General features: G+C 48.6%; 10 protein-coding genes. 9 read left to right on the top strand and 1 reads right to left on the bottom strand.

Annotated elements, in window-relative coordinates:
• Window positions 1-174: 174 nt before the first annotated feature.
• A complete protein-coding gene (locus HGH91_RS26400; RefSeq protein ID WP_168742021.1) occupies window positions 175-3336 on the top strand; it encodes a glycoside hydrolase family 2 TIM barrel-domain containing protein in 3162 nt (1053 codons plus the stop codon).
• A gap of 39 nt (window positions 3337-3375) precedes the next feature.
• Here HGH91_RS26400 and HGH91_RS26395 read toward each other — a convergent pair whose 3' ends face one another.
• On the bottom strand, window positions 3376-3960 hold the full coding sequence (locus HGH91_RS26395) for a pentapeptide repeat-containing protein (protein WP_168742019.1): 585 nt from the start codon (window positions 3958-3960) through the stop codon (window positions 3376-3378).
• Window positions 3961-4047: 87 nt separating this feature from the next.
• Between HGH91_RS26395 and dinB the strand changes: the two genes are divergently transcribed.
• The 8 genes from dinB (at window position 4048) to HGH91_RS26355 (ending at window position 15164) form a co-directional block, all read left to right on the top strand.
• Entirely contained in the window at window positions 4048-5166 is a 1119-nt protein-coding gene (dinB, locus tag HGH91_RS26390; RefSeq protein ID WP_168742017.1) for a DNA polymerase IV, read from the top strand.
• Between the two features lie 47 nt (window positions 5167-5213).
• Window positions 5214-5780 carry an RNA polymerase sigma factor gene (locus HGH91_RS26385; RefSeq protein ID WP_168742015.1) on the top strand — a complete coding sequence of 189 codons (567 nt, stop codon included), beginning with the start codon at window positions 5214-5216 and terminating at the stop codon, window positions 5778-5780.
• Between the two features lie 110 nt (window positions 5781-5890).
• Window positions 5891-6922, top strand: coding sequence for a FecR family protein (locus HGH91_RS26380; protein ID WP_168742013.1), 1032 nt, complete (start codon window positions 5891-5893; stop codon window positions 6920-6922).
• Between the two features lie 54 nt (window positions 6923-6976).
• Window positions 6977-10423 (top strand): SusC/RagA family TonB-linked outer membrane protein, encoded by a 3447-nt coding sequence (locus HGH91_RS26375; protein WP_168742011.1) that lies wholly within the window; start codon window positions 6977-6979, stop codon window positions 10421-10423.
• An 18-nt stretch (window positions 10424-10441) separates the two neighbouring features.
• Window positions 10442-11860 carry a RagB/SusD family nutrient uptake outer membrane protein gene (locus HGH91_RS26370; protein ID WP_168742009.1) on the top strand — a complete coding sequence of 473 codons (1419 nt, stop codon included), beginning with the start codon at window positions 10442-10444 and terminating at the stop codon, window positions 11858-11860.
• Between the two features lie 27 nt (window positions 11861-11887).
• On the top strand, window positions 11888-12586 hold the full coding sequence (locus HGH91_RS26365) for a DUF4843 domain-containing protein (RefSeq protein WP_168742007.1): 699 nt from the start codon (window positions 11888-11890) through the stop codon (window positions 12584-12586).
• A 20-nt stretch (window positions 12587-12606) separates the two neighbouring features.
• Window positions 12607-14034, top strand: coding sequence for a PKD-like family lipoprotein (locus tag HGH91_RS26360; RefSeq protein WP_168742005.1), 1428 nt, complete (start codon window positions 12607-12609; stop codon window positions 14032-14034).
• Window positions 14035-14039: 5 nt separating this feature from the next.
• A complete protein-coding gene (locus HGH91_RS26355) occupies window positions 14040-15164 on the top strand; it encodes a TlpA disulfide reductase family protein (RefSeq protein WP_168742004.1) in 1125 nt (374 codons plus the stop codon).
• The last annotated feature ends 53 nt before the right edge of the window (window positions 15165-15217 follow it).

Here is a 15217-nt window from a genome sequence, read left to right as displayed (position 1 = left end):
AAGGAGCAAAGTAGCAAAGATGTTATAAATTTTTTGCTACTTTGCTCCTTGGCTTCTTTGCTTGAATTTTCCTCGCTTATACTTGAAAACTTTCGCTCATCCATATTTATCAGGATCTTAAAAAAAATAGTGTTTTCTTTATCCGCTACAGCACGATTTAACTATTATTGAACAATGAAAGAGAAACTACTATTGGTTGCTCTCACCGCCTTATGTACAAGGACGTGGGCGCAACAGTTACCCGGCGAGTTGCAGACACCTGAGGTGGTATCCGTTAACCGGATGCCCATGAGAGCTACCTCCTTTGCATTCGAGAATGAAACGCTGGCACAGCAACGGGAGAAAAACGCCTCGACGTATTTCCTGTCGCTCAACGGATCGTGGAAATTCAACTGGGTACAGGATCCCCGTAAACGCTCGGTCGATTTTTACAAAGTAGATTATAATGATGCTGGCTGGGATAACTTCAAAGTACCAGCCAACTGGGAAGTAAACGGCTATGGGCTGCCCATCTACGTGAACCAGCCCTATGAATTTGCTGGCCGCGGCAAAACAGGAGAGGATATGAATCCTCCTTTTGATATCCCGGAAGATAACAATCCGGTAGGGTCTTACCGCAAGAAAATCAATATCCCGCAGCAGTGGGACGGACGGCAGGTGTTCATTCACCTCGGCGCCGTAAAATCGGCCTTTTTTATCTGGGTAAACGGACAAAAAGTAGGGTATAGCGAAGACAGTAAACTGGCCGCCGAATTTGATATCACCAAATACGTGAAGCCCGGTGAAAACCTGGTAGCACTGCAGGTATACCGCTGGAGCGATGGCTCTTACCTGGAATGCCAGGACATGTGGCGCATTTCCGGTATTGAAAGAGAGGTATACTTATACTCCACGCCCAAACTGGATGTGCGCGATTTTACTATCACCGCGGGTCTTGATAAATCATATACCAACGGTGTTTTTAAGGTGAATATGGAAGTAGACAATTACCGCATTGACCGTAATACTAACCATAGCAAGCCAGATACTTTTTCTGTGGCCATTGAACTGAAGGATACCAATAGTAAAAGTGTATATAGAGATGAAACCAGCAGTGTACAAAAGGTATTGGGCAATTATAAATCCACCGTTTCTTTTCAGCGGGAAATACCGGCCGTACAAACCTGGTCGGCCGAAGTGCCCTACCTGTATACACTCTACATCACCTTAAAAGATAAAACCGGCAAAGTGCTGGAAGTGATCCCACAGCGGGTGGGTTTCCGCTCTATAGAAATCACTGACCGGAATTTTCTCGTGAATGGAAAGCGGGTATTTCTCAAAGGGGTGAACCGCCACGAGCACAACGCTACCCAGGGGCATACCCTCAGCCAGGAAGATATGCGCAAGGATATGGAAATGATGAAGCAGCTGAATGTAAACGCTGTGCGTCATTCACATTACCCTCCCGATCCTTATTGGATGCAGCTTTGCGATGAATATGGATTATACGTGGTAGATGAGGCCAATATTGAATCGCATGGCCGTTATTACGATTTGGCTTATACCTTTGCCAACGACAAACAATGGAGGGTGCCCCACCTGGAAAGAATACAGCGCATGTATGAAAGAGATAAAAACCATGCGGCTGTAGTCACCTGGTCGCTGGGTAATGAAGCCGGCAATGGCGTCAATTTCTATGAAGCCTATGACTGGCTGAAAGCGAAAGATGCTACCCGCCCTGTGCAGTACGAGCGTGCAGAGCATGATTATAATACGGATATGATTGTGCCGCAATACCCGGCGCCCGGGTCACTGGTGCGGTATTCGCAACGGAACCCCGACCGTCCTATGATCATGAGTGAATACGCGCATATCATGGGTAATAGCCTCGGTAACTTCCAGGACTATTGGACCGCCATCGAAAATAATCCTTATCTCCAGGGCGGATTTATCTGGGAATGGATTGACCAGGGAATAGATACGGTGAAAAATGGAAAACGCATCCTGGCCTATGGCGGCGACTTCCCGCTGAGTGGCCCGGTGAATGAAGATTTCAGCGATAATAATTTCTGCGTGAAAGGTGTGGTAACCGCCCATCGGGGATTAACACCCATGGCCGTAGAAGTGAAGAAAGTGTACCAGCATATCAAAACTACGGGCAACCATGGTGATTCCATTTTTATCCGCAATGGTTACTTTTTCCGGGACCTTTCCAACTACCAATTAACCTGGGAAATACTGGAAGATGGTAAACGGATAGAACAAGGCGTAGTCCGCGATCTGAAAGTGGGCCCTCAGCAGTCTATCGCCCTGTTATTACCGGTAAAAACAAAGGCAAAAGAAGGAAAAGAATATTTTCTGAATACCCGCTATACCCTAAAACAATCTGAGCCATTTATTTCTGCCGGTTTCGAAATAGCCGCAGAACAATTTGCCTGGAAACCTGGCGCCAGCGCGGCTAACGGGGCTACGGCCAAACAGTCGCCTTTGCAGGTGACAACAACACCTGATGCGGTGCAGTTGAAAGGCCCGGGCATCGCGCTGACGTTCGATCTCAAAAAGGGAAGTTTAACCAGCTATAAAGTGCAAAACGAAGAAATGCTGGCAGACGGCCCGCAGCCAGCCTTCTGGCGTGCGCCCACTGATAATGACATAGGCGCCGGCTTTAATCATTCTCTCCGCAAGTGGCGTAATGCGGCCGCCGAAGGTAAGCTGCTGGAGGCTACCGGTAAGCAAACCGGCGATACCTATACCGTTACCATTAAGAAGGAGTTGCTGAACGGTGAAGCCATCAGTACCCAAATATTCCTGGTGTACGGCGATGGTTCCGTGAAAGTAAACAATGAACTGACCGTGGTGAAAGGCAAGTACCCCTTATTGCTGCGGGTAGGCAACGATTTGCAACTCAATAAACAATACAACCAGATCAGCTACTATGGCCGTGGTCCGTGGGAAAATTATACTGATAGAAAAACAGCTTCGTTTGTAGGAATTTATCAGCAGCCGGTCGATAGTCAATATTTCCCTTATGCCCGTCCGCAGGAAAGTGGGAATAAATCGGATGTACGCTGGGTGAATATGACCAACAAAAAAGGGAAGGGGATACGCTTCGAATATGCTGACAGCTTAATCAGCTTTGCTGCTTTGCCTTATAGCCTGGATGACCTGGATCCGGAAGCAGATAAAAAACAATATCATTCTGGGGAGCTGGTGCCACGCAATACGATTTACATGCACGTGGATATGCAGCAGTCCGGTGTACAGGGTATCGACAGCTGGGGTTCCATGCCTTTAAAAGAATACCGGATACCTTATGCTAACCAGGCATATAGTTACTGGATTAAACCATTGAAATAAGTAGTTGGAAAGAAGGCGGTTGAAAAACCGCTTTTCTTTTTACTCAATAATTTCTACGCCAAGTCCGTCCAGCAGTGCCAGTGCATCCGGCAAACTGAATTTGGCTTTTCGTACTTTATTTTCCTGGATGTTAATGGCATATCGATGTGCGCCCACAAAGTTGGCCTGCGTGAGATCTGTTTCTGCAAATCGGGCGCCGGCCAGGTCGCTGCCGCTGAAGTCGGCCTGCATTAAATTACAACCAGAAAAATCAACTTCGTCGGCCTGGCAATGCTGAAAGATACCTTTCTTCAGATTTTTACCGGAGAAGCTGCTATAGCTGATACGGCAATGCCGGAAAGATACCACCAGCGACTGCCGGGCATTATGCCAGGCAATACCAATGGCCTTGGTATGCAGGAGGTCTACCCGGCTGAACGCCGTTTGCTTCAGCTGGATTAATGACAGATCACAATCTTCAAACGTGCATTTCTCAAAGGTGCAGTCTTCCAGGATACATTCCTTCAGGCTACATTTATAAAAGTGGCAGTCGTAAAACTCCCGGCCGCTGATGATCTTTCCTTCCCAGACGATGTTTTCAAATTTTTTATGTTCATGTGAAAGTTCCTGCTCATACGCATCCATAACAGCTAAGTTTAGTGCCTAAAGTTAGCAGAATAATTTTAGCGAAGACTTACTTTCGTATCTTTACAAGGCTTCCGGGAGATAGTAATGGAGAACAGTTCAAACAGCATACAACGAAAAATTATTCATATCGATATGGATGCGTTTTACGCATCTGTAGAGCAGCGCGATAACCCGCTTTACAAGGGGAAGGCCATCGCTGTAGGAGGCTCGCCGGAGGGCAGGGGAGGCGTAGTAGCTACCGCCAGTTATGAAGCCCGGAAGTTCGGCGTTCGTTCGGCGATGCCTTCAAAAAGAGCGGCGCAGTTGTGCCCCGGCCTGATATTTATCCGTCCCCGTTTTGATGCGTACAAAGAAGCTTCCCGTCATATCCGCGAAATATTTGCCCGGTATACGGATCTGATAGAACCCTTGTCGCTCGATGAAGCCTATCTCGATGTAACCAACGACAAGCAACAGATCGGGTCTGCAATTGAAATTGCGAAGCTGATCAAACAGGCTATCCGGGATGAATTACAGCTCACTGCTTCCGCAGGGATATCCGTCAATAAGTTTGTTGCCAAAATCGCATCGGATTTGAATAAGCCTGATGGACTCACTTTTATCGGACCTTCTTCCATAGCAGCTTTCATGGAGCAGTTGCCTGTAGAGAAATTCCATGGCGTAGGGAAAGTAACGGCCGATAAAATGAAGAAGATGGGACTCTTTACCGGGGCCGATCTCAAGAAATTATCAGAGCAGGAGCTGAAAACACATTTCGGGAAAGTAGGGAGCTTTTACTACCGCATCGTACGCGGTATCGATGAAAGGGAGGTACAGCCACACCGGGAAACCAAGTCGCTCGGTGCAGAAGATACTTTCCCTTACGATCTTACCACCGTGGCCGATATGGAAGCTGAGCTTACCAAAATCGGAAAAATTGTATACGACCGTTTGCAACGATACAGCCTGAAAGGGCGTACGATTACCCTGAAGATTAAGTATGCTGATTTTAAGCAGATTACCCGTAATCAATCTTTCCCTTTCCCGGTCGGCGATTTCGAAACGATTGTGGATACCGCTAAACAACTGCTGGCGGCTACTTACCCGGAAGATAAACCTATCAGACTGCTGGGTATCACGTTGTCCAACTTCCATGAGATACTGCCTGGCCAGGAAAAACCCAATCAATCGGCGCAGTTGTCGCTTTTTGATTTTGAGGAATAGTGATTTCTTTTACCTTTGTTCCATATTTCATTATTCAGTACTGCTAAATGACCAACCATAATAATGCCGAATCAGCCAATTGGTTGTCCTTTCAGCAGGGCAGCAAACGTGCGCTGGCCGCGTGTTACAACGATTATGCAGACTACCTGTATAACTATGGCTGCAAATTTACTGCGGATACTGCACTGGTAGAAGATACGATACAAGACCTCTTCCTCAAGCTTTGGAAAAATCGCGAAAACCTGGGACAGCCTGCCTCTGTAAAGAATTACCTGCTCAAATCATTGCGGGGATTACTGATCCGCAATATCCAGAAAACGCAGCGGCATGCGCCTGAAATATTGGACGAAGAGAATTATGTATTCCTGTTGGAAGGTTCCCCGGAAAATATCCGCATCCGCCACGAACAGGCTGCGTTCCGGTCGGGCCAGCTGAATGCTGCCCTGGAGCAGCTTACTCCCCGTCAGCGGGAAGCCATATTTTTGCGCTTTTACGAGGAGATGTCTTATGAGGATATCTCCGATATTCTTTCTATCACCACCAAGGCCACCTATAAAATTATGGCCCGCGCACTGGACGCGTTACATGACCGGCTGGGTACTCCCATACAATAACCGGAAGGCATCCGCAAAAAAAATAAAAATATTTCTTCACCCGTGGGGTAATTTTTTCTCTCCCTGCGTAATTAGGTTAAAGGCATCCCTGTAATTGCCGTAAAACGTTTATGGACATACGCAAATATGAAAGCTACGACGCATCCGCCCTATTGGCAGATGAGGATTTTCAGCGCTGGGCATTACATCCCGACGCAGAAACCGTTGCTTTATGGGAGGAAGTATGGAAGGTATATCCGGAAAAACGTACAATGGCAGCCGCCGCAAAGGCTACCCTGTTGCAACTGCAATTCAGCAGGGCAAAGCTTGCGCCGGAGCGTAAGACCCGCCAATGGGAAGCTATTGCGCAACAGCTGGACGATGCCGATACCCCGGTAGTGCCGGTAACAAGCAATCGCCGGCGCTGGTATGCGGCGGCGGCCGCTATCCTGGTACTGGGGCTGGCATTGGGCGGTTGGTGGACTACCCGCCATACGCCGTTGCCCCGTAAAACATTTTACACCAGCAATGGCGAGATAAAAACAATACTGCTGCCAGATAGCTCAGTGATTGTACTCAACGCCAATTCTTCCCTGGCTTATGGCGAAGACTGGGATAATAGTAAAGACAGGGAAGTATGGGTAAGCGGAGAAGGATACTTTACTATTGCACACCAATACAATCGTGCGCAGGAACGTACCCGCTTTACCGTGCATACCGGCACGCTCGACGTGCAGGTGTGGGGTACCACCTTTAACGTTAATACCCGCAGGGGCACCACCCGTGTATCATTGAATACCGGTAAGGTGAGCATCGACTTTCCCCATGAGAAAAAGCAAGCTGTGATGATGAAGCCGGGCGACATGATTGCCTACACCCCTGCACAGGATAGGATCATCACCAGCCATGTAGACCCTGCAACCTATAGCAGCTGGCAACATAGAGAACTGGTTTTTAATAATACTTCCCTGCGTGAAATGGGGAATGAACTGGAAGATTTGTACGGGTTTAAGGTGCAGATTGCAGATAGTGCTACTGCCCGGAGAACTATCAGTGGACGCTTACTGGCCAGAAGTGACACGATGCTGTTAAACACCATAGCAGCAGTATTTAATCTGAATATTAGCTTAAAGGATTCTGTTGTAGTAGTTGCCCCCCGGTGAATATGGGCGTAGCGCCATGATTAACCACAATTTTTATTAACCAAAATTCGTATCATGAAAATGATGTTTTCGTGTAGGCGGCACCGTTTGTCTGTGCTGTCTGCGGGAATGCTGTTGCTACTTATTGCTGTAAATCAAAAATCAACCGGACAGATAGCGCCCGCACCACCATTCAATAGCATTTCCGATAAACAGGAAAAAACCTTCCGCAATACCCTGGAAGAAATTTCCAGCCAGTACAAGGTACGTCTCGTGTATGAAACCAGCCTGGTAGAGGCCCGGCCTTATATCAAACTACCGGCCCGCCGTATCGGCATCGAAGAAATATTGAAACAGGTAACGCATGAGTCCAATCTCGGCTTCATCAAAGTAGATGAGAAACAATTTGCCATCGTAGTACCCACGCCGGCAGAAAAGAGCGCTACCCTGCAGGAAACCAGCCTGCATACCACGGCTTATCCACTGCCCACCGCCACACCGGCACTGATAGCCCGGCCGTCTGCCGCCATCGATACAACCGTGGAAAGACGCCTGATAAGAGGGACGGTAACGGAGGAAAACGGAGACCCCATTCCCGGCGCCACCATTACCTTACCTGGTACCTCTATCGGCGCCAGTACCAATGCCAGCGGTACTTTTACCCTGATGATCCCGGCCAATGCCAACGCTCATGTCATGGTAAGCAGCATCGGCTATATGTCGCAGAAAGTAAACGTAAAAGCCGGCGGCGTACTCCATGTACAACTCCGCAAGAATGTTAGCCAAATACAACAGGTGGAAGTAAATGCCGGCGTATTTAAACGACCTGCCTCCAGCTATACCGGCGCAGCGACCACCATGACACAGGAACAGTTGAAACAGGTGAGTAACAAAAACGTCCTGGAAGCCCTGAAAGCATTGGATCCTTCCTTTAAAATGCCCGACAACCTCCAGTTTGGATCAGACCCTAACCGGCTGCCGGATATCCAGGTACGGGGCGCTTCCAGCTTTCCCAATATGAAAGGTGACTATAGCTCCAGCCCGAACTTACCGCTGTTTATCCTCGACGGATTTGAGGCTTCGCTGCAGCGGGTATTCGACCTGGATATGAACCGCATTGCTGCCGTTACCCTGCTGAAGGATGCGGCCGCAACAGCCATCTATGGCTCCCGTGGCGCCAATGGTGTATTGGTCATTGAAACGGTACGCCCTGAGAAAGGCCGCCTGCGCCTTAGCTATACCAACGATTTTAAAGTGTCGGCCCCCGACCTGAACGTATACCACCTGCTGAATGCCGCTGAAAAATTACAGCTGGAAAAAGATGCAGGGCTGTATACCTATGTAACACGGGGAGAAGATTTTTATATACCCTATCCAGATACCAAGGAAGCACAACGCCTGCAGGAGCTGTACAACGACCGCCTCACCAACGTAAAGCGAGGGGTAAATACTTATTGGTTGTCACAACCTGTAAGAACCGGCCTGTATGACCGGCACTCCCTGTATGCAGAAGGGGGAGATGATTACGTGAGATATGGACTGCAACTGGCTGCCGGTAATGAACAGGGCGTTATGAAAGGTTCCGGCAGGAGTAACTATTCTGGTGAAGTCTCATTGGCGTATCAATATAAACAACTCCGTTTCCGCAACTCCCTCACGGTGAACTATAACAAAGCCACCAATTCACCTTATGGCAGCTTTTCACAATTTGGGTTACTGAACCCTTACTACAGCATGTATGACGAGGAGGGCCATATGAAGAAAACCCTGGAGAACGGCGTGAACAACCCGATGTACAACGGGACCATGTTTGTAAAAGATCAGAGCACTTACACTGAATTCATTAATAATTTTTCCGCTGAATGGCAGCTGAGTAAACCTTTCCGCCTGATTGGCAGTTTTAGCCTCATGAAGCAGGACAATAACAGTGAGCAGTTTTTGCCCGCGGATCATACCGCTTTTGCCAACTACAGCGCAGATGATAAGGCCCGTCGCGGATCTTATACCATCCAGAATGGTAAAAGAATGAACTATGAAAGCAGCGTGACGCTCAACTATGGCCGCGCCATCAATGGTTCTTCCCTCTATGCCTCCGCCGGTTTCAACCTGGCCGGAAGTACGGATGACAACCAGGGATACAAGGTGGAAGGCTTTCCAAACGACCGCATGGATGCCAGTTGGTTTGCCAAACAATATGAAAAAGATGGACACCCTATCGGGAGTGAGTCGCTCACCAGGAGGGTAGGCGTGTTGGCCAACGTGAACTATGCCTACTTCCAGAAGTATTTACTGGACCTGTCGTATCGTATTGATGGTTCTTCCCAGTTTGGCGCCAACAAACGTTTCGGGGAATTCTGGTCGGCCGGTATTGGCTGGAACCTGCACAAGGAAGATTTCCTGCGCAATAACAAAAATATTAACCTGCTGAAACTGAGAGCCAGTTATGGTTCCAGGGGATCGTTGAATGTACCTGCTTACCAGGCACTGGCTACCTACAATTATTTCAACGACGTTTATTATTACGATATGCTCGGCGCTTATATGCTGTCGCTGGGCAACCGGGAACTGAGCTGGCAGAACCGCCTGTCGGCCAATATCGGTGCCGACATGGCCCTGTTCCGCAACCGCCTGAACATTGAATTTAACTACTATCACGATGTAACCAGGAACGCTATTGCCGACATCAGTACCCCACCTTCTGTAGGTTTTGAAATGAATAAAACCAACTTCGGAGAATTGCTGGGCAAGGGGATAGAATTGTATGTACGCTACATGATCATTCGCAACGACCGCCAGAACTTCTACTGGAATATCAACGGCTCCGTGGTACGCAACCGTACCATCATTACCAATATTGCCGATCGTTTCCGAAAGTTCAATGCCGATCAGAACACCAAACCGCAAACTGGCCCGGTAACCCTGCTGGTGGATGGCTACGGCCTTAATACCATCTGGACGGTGCCTTCCCTCGGCATTGACCCAGGTACAGGAAGGGAGCTGTTTCAACGCGCTGATGGCACTGTTAGCTATACCTGGGCAGCGGCCGACAAACAGGCTACCGGTAACCTGGATCCGCAGTATGAAGGCACTTTCGGCACTTTCATTGGCTATAAAGGTTTTAACCTGAATGCATTGATGCGCTACCGTTATGGTGGCCAGATCTTCAACGCCACGCTGCTCGATCGCGTCGAAAATGCGGATGTAGCCGCCAACGTAGACCGTCGCGTGTTTGAACAACGCTGGAGAAAAGAGGGGGATGTAACCTTCTTCAAGAAAGTGTCCAGCCGGGAGCAAACCAAACCTTCTTCCCGCTTTGTACAGGATGAAAATACCTTGTCGCTCGAATCGGTGTCCTTGTCGTACGACTTCAGCCGGCAGCAGATCCGCTTCCTGCGTATGCAGAACCTGCGCCTGTCGCTATACATGAATGAAGTGTTCCACCTGTCTACCGTGGAGCAGGAGCGTGGATTGGATTATCCGTTTGCCCGTTCTTTTTCCTTTTCTCTGAAAACACAGTTTTAATCCGTCAAATCAGGTACTATGAAATTTCGTATATGGCTTCCTGTTATCTTATTGTTGTTGTGCAGTACAGGGTGCAAGAAATGGCTGGAGGTAAGTCCCCGTTCGCAGGTAAAAGAGGATGAATTCTTTACCAGCCAGGGCGGCTTCCAGGATGCCCTCACCGGCGTATATGCCAAAATGGTGGGCAGGCCCCTGTATGGTGACTATCTCACGATGAGCTTTCTCGATGTGCTGGCACAGCGCTATCGGCCGGCCGACTACTACCATGTGTTTAAAGACGATGCACAGTTTCTTTACCAGAACGCTACTGTAAAAGTACATATCGCTGATATCTGGAGAGGCATGTACAGCGCGCTGGTAAATGATAATAATATTCTCCGTTACCTGGAGATCAATAAAAGCGTGTTAACCACGCCCCGGTACACGCTGATCAAAGGTGAGGCCCTGGGACTCCGTGCGCTGATGCATTTCGACCTGGTGCGGATGTTTGGTGCTTCCTTTGTAGCGGGTGCTGATAAACCTGCTATTCCATATGTTACCGAGGTAACGCAACGGCCCACCGAAATTTCCACTACCCGGCAGGTAACAGATAAAGTGATTACCGACCTGCTGGAAGCATTGTCATTGCTGGAAAAAGCTGATCCCATGAATGGTGGCCCCGACGATGGCAGCGTATTTCTCCAGCACCGGGAAGGCCGCATGAACTACCTGGCCGTAAAAGCATTGCTGGCAAGGGTGTATCTCTATAAAAATGACAAAGTAAATGCCGGTAAAATGGCGGCGGAAGTCATCGCTGCGGCTAAAATTACCTGGGTAACACCGCGCCAGATCACCTTCTACACCGACTATACCTTTTCCGGCGAGCACCTGTTCAACCTGCAGGTGATCAATATGAAAGCTTCTGTAGATGCGTATTTCAAATATCATGAAGATGAAACGTATACCAGTGGTAAAGCACAATACGAACTAAAGAACGATAAAAGCGTTACGCAACGGGTGTTTGAAACCAGCAGCGGTGGTGGTACGGATTACCGTTATGCTTATCTTTTTAAAGACCAGAGCGGCTTCCAGTATCATATCAAATTCTGGCAGGATGACCAGGCCAAGATGACCTTGAAATACCGTTACCTGATGCCGCTGATCCGGATCTCGGAAATGTACTACATCGCTGCTGAATGTGAGGCAGATCCGGCCAAAGCCGCTGCTTACCTGAACACCGTACGGTTTAACCGCGGCGTGGTAAACCTGCCCGCTGGCCTGAATGCGACACAGATCCAGGAAGAAATCCGTAAAGAGTACCAGAAGGAATTTTTCAGTGAAGGACAATATTTCTTCTATTGCAAACGGATGAATCTCAATAAAATCGGTGATAAGGTGATTACGCCTGAAAAAGTATACCCGTTACCGTTACCAGATAACGAAATTGACCTGCGATAACTGCTAATATCCACCAACATGTATTGTATGAAAAAATATTGCTTATATAGTTTGATAGGTTTGCTGGCAGCGGGTTTTATGGCCTGTAAGAAAAGCCAGCTGGAAGTATATCAGAATAATCCGCGGGTATATTTCAGTGCGGCAGACCTGACTTATTCTTTTGCTACCCGGTCGAGCACCATGATGAAAGACACGGTATTATTCCGGCTCAACTATATCGGCCTTCGCCTGAACGAGGCCTTGCCGGTGAAAATATCGGTAGTAACAGATAAAACCACCGCAGCTGCGGGCACCGACTATGAATTGTTGCCTTCCTACACGATGCCTGCGGGCAAGTTCAGCGACTCGCTGCGCCTGGTGGTGAGGCGTACTCCCGGCATGGCTACTACGGCGGTGAAGCTGGTGATTGCGTTGCAGCCTGCCGATAATTATGCCATAGGGTTGAATAAGAATGGAAAGGAACTCACTTTTACCATCAACGATATCCTTACCAAACCGTCGTCCTGGGAGTCATACCTGGTGCCCTATTTCGGCGCATACAGCAAAGCCAAATATCGTTTCATGATAGACACCCTCGGCCTGTCCGACTTCCCTTACGATATGACGCGCAACGGGCAGTTGCTCTACCTGAAAGTAAAGGTGGCCACTGCACTGGCTGCATATGAGAAAGAGCATGGTCCATTAGTAGATGCCGAAACCGGCAATACCGTATTCTTCCCTGCGTGATCACCTTTAATAAGCCTGATATGAAAAAATATATAGCATTACCATTCCTGCTGCTGGCGCTGATGTCGTGTTATAAAGACAAAGGCAATTATAATTACCTGCCGCTGAAAAATATACAGATCGACTCCCTCGTCAACCTGAAAAAACTCTTCATGGACTCCCTGGTGATCAACCCGGTAGTAAAGGTGGATAAGGGCTCGGAGGCAGACCTTGACTTCCAGTGGAGCATGTATCCCACTACCGAAAGTATGGAACAGTTGCCCGACCAGCCGGTGGTCATCGGCACGGGCAAAAATCTCCGTATACAATTAAACCAGGCTGTGCGCCAGTATCCTTATGTAGTGGTGTTTCGCGTAATGGATAAAGCTACAGGCGTAAGCAGTTACCGTAAGTTCCAGGTAATGATCGGCAGCCCGTTTTCTTCCGGCTGGCTGGTGCTGAACGATAAAAACAACGTGTCCGATGTTGACATTATTACACCACAGGATACCGTGCTCCGGGATATCTATCAGCGGGTAAATGGAAAGCCGATGGCCGGCAAAGCGCATCATATTAACCTGCTGGGCGCTTATACCGGCACCGATGAGTTATTTATTGAAACGGATAATAACCTGTTGCAGGTGCGCAACCCGGAGTTTGAGTTGCTGCAGGAAGCCAAATCGATGTTTTTTGCGCTGCCAACCACCCTGCATCCGCAGTTCATGACCATCAATGACTATGCTACCCAACGTTACCTGGTCAATGATGGAAAGGTATATGCTGCTTCTACGCTCAACAATGGTAAATATGGCTTACCGTTGATCGGAGATTATGAGGCGGCGCCTTTTATTACCAGTGAGGGTTCGGCTTGTATTTACGATCGTAAGAATGGCCGCTTTTTACGGTTGCCTTCTCTCAGCAATTCCGTGACCCTGGAAACTTTTGTTGACCAGAAGCCCGATGCTGTGTTTGATGTCAACAATGTAAAGGGCGAGCTCCGGTACATGGAAAGAGGGCCGGACCTGGCCTATCATTTCTTCCGGATGGCAGATGGTTCCATGATGTTGTACGGCCTGGATACCTATAGCAATGAGTATCCCGGTGCGTTAAAACAATCGGTGGCTTCGCCGGAAATGCGCCAGGCAACTGCCTTTGCTACCTCGGGTGTACTGCCGCTGGTATACTTTGCAGCCGGCAATAGCCTCTACCTGTATGATGTGCAGGCTAACTCCGCAAGGAAGCTGTATACCTTTCCGGGCGCCGGGGTATCCGTTTCCGTTATACGCATGTTGAAAAATTGGTTCAGCGACGACGATAATTCGTTGATTGCTGTAGGCGTCAATGATGGCACTAAAGGCAGTGTGTATTATTTCAAACTGGCCGGTACCGGCGAGTTTGCCGGTGGAACCTACAAACAAAAGTTTGATGGCTTTGGCCGTATTTCCGATATCATTTATAAAAGTAAATAAGCAATATGATAAAGAAGACATGGGCTTTGCTCGGATTGTTACCCGCCGCGCAGCTGTTTGCACAGCAGTCAGACAGCACCTTCACTATACAGGGACGTATTACCGGCAAAAAGCCGCCGATAAAAGTATTCCTGGACGTACAACGTAAACTGGATTCTGCCATTGTTACCAACGGGCAGTTCAGCTTTAAGGGAAAAGTAAAGGATGCGCCGGTGATGGCTTACCTGCTGTTTGATTACACGGGGGATGATATGCGCGATTATAGCCGTCAGCGGGATTTCCAGGGATTTTATATAGAGAATAGCGCTATGAAAGTGGTATCGCCCGATTCCGCCAAACACGCCCGCATTACAGGCGGGGTAGCGCAAGGCGAATATGGGGAGCTGCAAAAGCTTACCCAGCCGCTGGACGCCAAACAGCAGGTGTTGATGGCCGAAAACCGCCGTTTACCGGATGCAGAGCGGGAGAGTGGGGCTGCACAAGAGGCATTTACCAAACGTTATATGGCTATCCAGGCAGAGAAGAATACGATGGCATTAGAGTTTGTGCAGCATCATCCCGCTGCTACCATTGCATTACGAATTTTATCGGATGCGATACAGAACGAGGCTGACCCTTATGAAGTAGAGAAAGCATTCCAGGGTGTGCCGGCAAAAGCAAAGGAAACGATGTTGGGGCAGCGTCTGGCCAAGAGCATTGCCACTGGTAAGTTGACCGCCATTGGTGCCATAGCACCGGATTTTGTGCAAAAGGACACCCTGGGGAACGATGTACGTTTATCCTCCCTGCGGGGTAAATACCTGCTGATTGACTTTTGGGCGAGCTGGTGCGGCCCGTGCAGAGCGGAAAACCCGAATGTAGTAAAAGCTTTTGAGCAGTATAAAGACAAAGGGTTTACCATCCTGGGGGTTTCCCTGGACTCCAAAAAGGAATATTGGCTCAATGCGATTGCCAGCGATCAGCTGCATTGGATGCATGTGTCTGACTTGAAGGCCTGGAGCAATGAAGCAGCTCGCCTGTACGGCGTTAACGGTATACCACAAAATTTCCTGCTCGATCCGGAGGGTAAGATTATAGCCAGGAATCTACGTGGAGATGCGTTAATCAATAAGCTGAAAGAAGTACTATAGGTTTTTCCGGCTGGCTGAAAGGTAAAGCCATTGCCTTTTGGTCAGCCTTATCG

It is taken from the genome of Chitinophaga eiseniae (assembly GCF_012641265.1).
Classification (GTDB): Bacteria; Bacteroidota; Bacteroidia; order Chitinophagales; family Chitinophagaceae; genus Chitinophaga; species Chitinophaga eiseniae_A.
This window is presented reverse-complemented; position numbering and strand designations above follow the sequence as displayed.

Excerpts from the sequence above, each read along its gene's own strand:
- HGH91_RS26400 (WP_168742021.1), top strand. The coding sequence starts at position 175 with ATGAAAGAGAAACTACTATTGGTTGCTCTCACCGCCTTATGTACAAGG.
- HGH91_RS26395 (WP_168742019.1), bottom strand. The coding sequence starts at position 3,960 with ATGGATGCGTATGAGCAGGAACTTTCACATGAACATAAAAAATTTGAA.
- dinB (WP_168742017.1), top strand. The coding sequence starts at position 4,048 with ATGGAGAACAGTTCAAACAGCATACAACGAAAAATTATTCATATCGAT.
- HGH91_RS26385 (WP_168742015.1), top strand. The coding sequence starts at position 5,214 with ATGACCAACCATAATAATGCCGAATCAGCCAATTGGTTGTCCTTTCAG.
- HGH91_RS26380 (WP_168742013.1), top strand. The coding sequence starts at position 5,891 with ATGGACATACGCAAATATGAAAGCTACGACGCATCCGCCCTATTGGCA.
- HGH91_RS26375 (WP_168742011.1), top strand. The coding sequence starts at position 6,977 with ATGAAAATGATGTTTTCGTGTAGGCGGCACCGTTTGTCTGTGCTGTCT.
- HGH91_RS26370 (WP_168742009.1), top strand. The coding sequence starts at position 10,442 with ATGAAATTTCGTATATGGCTTCCTGTTATCTTATTGTTGTTGTGCAGT.
- HGH91_RS26365 (WP_168742007.1), top strand. The coding sequence starts at position 11,888 with ATGAAAAAATATTGCTTATATAGTTTGATAGGTTTGCTGGCAGCGGGT.
- HGH91_RS26360 (WP_168742005.1), top strand. The coding sequence starts at position 12,607 with ATGAAAAAATATATAGCATTACCATTCCTGCTGCTGGCGCTGATGTCG.
- HGH91_RS26355 (WP_168742004.1), top strand. The coding sequence starts at position 14,040 with ATGATAAAGAAGACATGGGCTTTGCTCGGATTGTTACCCGCCGCGCAG.